The organism is Solilutibacter tolerans (genome assembly GCF_900155935.1).
Lineage (GTDB): Bacteria > Pseudomonadota > Gammaproteobacteria > Xanthomonadales > Xanthomonadaceae > Solilutibacter > Solilutibacter tolerans.
The window spans coordinates 1-2,826 of record NZ_FTLW01000012.1 but is presented as its reverse complement, the minus strand read 5'-3'; the positions used below and the strand labels follow the sequence as shown (position 1 = coordinate 2,826).

Here is a 2,826-nt window from a genome sequence, read left to right as displayed (position 1 = left end):
CGTTCAAGCCGAACTTGCTTCGCGGCCCGGCTCATGTGGTAGCGTTTACCACATCGCCGATGCCGCTACGCAAGTCGGCTTAACTCAGGCGTTAGGCCGGTGTTGAAAGGCCAAGGTTTGCAGTTGAAGAGCAAACAGCAGAGCAATAGGCGAACCGCGCAAGAACTGAGAAATCTTCGCACTCGACAATGTTCGCGCTCACCTACTCGCTCGCGGTTCCGGACGCCAAACCTGGCCATTGCGATCTGATGCTTGAGAATTCTTTGATCCGCCGCGGCGCGAAAGATCAATAAGCGAAGCGCCGTAAAGCCAATGGATCACCGTCCTAACAATTCGTTCAAGCCGAGCCCGCTTCGCGGCCTCGACTTATGTGCTAGCGTTTAGCACATCGCTCGGCCGCAAAGCGGCCCGGCTTAACTCAGGCGTTAGGCCGGTGTTGAAAGGCCAAGGTTTGCAGTTGAAGAGCAAACAGCAAAGCAACAAGCGCACCGCCAAGAGCTGAGAAATCTTCGCACTCGACAATGTTCGCGCCCGCCTACTCGCTCGCGGTTCCGGACGCCAAACCTGGCCATTGCGATCTGATGCTTTAGAACTCTTTGATCCGCCGCGGCGCAAAAGATCTAGAATCAAAGCACCGTAAGCCAACTGATCACCGTCCTAACAGTTCGTTCAAGCCGAGCCCGCTTCGCGGCCTCGACTTATGTGCTAGCGTTTAGCACATCGCTCGGCCGCAAAGCGGCCCGGCTTAACTCAGGCGTTAGGTTGCCATGAAGCATTTATTGGTCTGTTTCTTGGGTGCTTTCTTGATCTCCTGCACAGATCGAGCGCCTAAGCCTGAGCCAGTGGTCGCAGAACAAAGCCGTCCTGTCTACTCGACTAGTTCATTGGTCTTGGCAGAACCAGTTCCCGGCAAGAAACTCAAAATTTCGATCTCGACCAAGGATTCATCACTCTACATAGTCAACTGCAATGAGCACATTGTTGTTTCTGTCTTAACCAATAACTCGACAGTTCCTGCATGGGGAGGCGCATCTAATGCCTGCCTTTCTCAAAGCATCATCATTCCCCGCGGCTCGACTCTGAGCTTTATTGTCACATTGCCTGACTTAGAGACTGACACGGTTTATACGGCAAGAGTCGGCGGCATACACCAAGGGCCCGACGTCCGATCACCTCAGTACGCGCCAGAGCTGACCTTGAGCAATGAGTTCAAGTTGCTCCCGTGACTGGCAACCTAACAATTCGTTCAAGCCGAACCTGCTTCGCGGTCCGGCTCATGCGGTAACGTGTACCACACCGCCGGTCCGCTACGCAGGTCGGCTTAACTCAGGCGTTAGGCCGCAGGATTAAGTATGAAGGTTGCCCTGCAAAAGCTGTTGATCATCTTGGCACTGACTGTCTTCGCAGGAATATCAGCCGGCAACTTAATTGGCGGCCTGGCTACTGGAGTCATTAATGGACCATCTCGCGGCCAAGATGCAATTGCATTCGCCAGCCACCCGATTGGTTTCAGCCTAATGGCATTGCTCTATCTTGTAATGGCGGTCGGCGCCGCAGGTTACGCGTATCACATGGCAAAGCATAAGCCAGCGGCCTAACAATTCGTTCAAGCCGAACCCGCTTCGCTCCACCGCCGCCACGGCAGGTTAAGCTTGCCATGTCGCCGGCTCCGCTACGCAGGTCGGCTTAACTCAGGCGTTAGCGCCCAAGATCACTTCTTATGGCAACTCAAGAACTCGAATCAATCTTCGCTGCAGATGCACCCTTAAGAACAAAACCATCTGCTTATCCAGAGCCGTTCGCATCACAGATGAAAGGACGTTCAAAGCGGCCGTTGGGTGATTTGTTTTCTCTTACAAATTTCGGGGTCAACTTGACCACAATTGAACCGGGCGGCGTCTCGGCTTTGCGTCATGCACACTCTAAACAGGATGAGTTTGTCTACGTAATTTCTGGCGTAGCAACGCTAATTTCAGATAGCGGAACCTCTATGCTTAGAACCGGGATGTGCGCTGGCTTCAAAGCTGGAACAGGAAACGCTCATCAAATCCGCAATGACTCGAGTGACGCGCTTGTTTACCTAGAGGTAGGCGATCGATCGGCAGGAGACCAGGTTACTTATCCGGATGATGACATTGCAGCCGCACTGATAGATGGAACGTGGACATTCACGCACAAGGACGGCACACCGTACTAATCCCACCTTTGGGCGCTAACAATTCATTCAAGCCGACGCCGCTTCGCGGCGCGGCTTAATTCAGGCGTTAGGTTGCGCAGATATGACGTCACGCACTGAAAAGGCGAGAAGGATGGAGGTCCGGCGTAAGATCGGGTCTCGCTCGCTTCATGACCCTGCAGGTCCCGTAGCCTTCCCGCGCGGCCCGCAGTACCTCATGGCGCACGCCTGTTTTCAATGCCGCCTGAGCTTTAAGCGAGTACTCCGCACAGATGGATCACCGTCGCCCTGTCCCACGTGTCGCAAGCCACTCTCGGAGATGGGCCGCGGTTTCAGAGCTCCGCTGCGGCGGAATCTCGACGGTTGGAAGGCGGTGGAGCTTCTGTACCAGGCGGGTTTTCGTTTTCCGTCAACTACGCGCAGGGCAACGCCCTCTCTCCCGGTCAACAGCCGCGAGGTCGCAAGGTTCATCGCGGACAACCCGTCACACCCATATCGCGTGGGCGCAACCTAACAGTTCATTCAAGCCGACGCCGCTTCGCGGCGCGGCTTAATTCAGGCGTTAGGCGCCAGAGGAAAGATCGTGGTAGTTCAAAGCGGAAATCTTGAGCATCCTGCCGTCCAAGCCCTGCTTCGCGAGCACTTGAGCA

Annotated in this window: 2 protein-coding genes; both read left to right on the top strand. The window is 55.0% G+C overall.

The features are described from left to right. Nucleotides 1–1,352: 1,352 nt before the first annotated feature. The gene (locus BW989_RS12190) at nucleotides 1,353–1,598 is read left to right on the top strand and encodes a hypothetical protein (RefSeq protein ID WP_076588698.1); all 246 of its coding nucleotides are present in this window, start codon (nucleotides 1,353–1,355) and stop codon (nucleotides 1,596–1,598) included. A gap of 122 nt (nucleotides 1,599–1,720) precedes the next feature. After that, nucleotides 1,721–2,197, top strand: a complete 477-nt coding sequence (locus BW989_RS12185; protein WP_076588696.1) for a cupin domain-containing protein — start codon at nucleotides 1,721–1,723, stop codon at nucleotides 2,195–2,197. Nucleotides 2,198–2,826: the final 629 nt, after the last annotated feature.

Bases quoted from the DNA above. Each gene is read 5' to 3' on its own strand.
- BW989_RS12190 (WP_076588698.1), top strand. From the start codon at position 1,353: ATGAAGGTTGCCCTGCAAAAGCTGTTGATCATCTTGGCACTGACTGTC.
- BW989_RS12185 (WP_076588696.1), top strand. From the start codon at position 1,721: ATGGCAACTCAAGAACTCGAATCAATCTTCGCTGCAGATGCACCCTTA.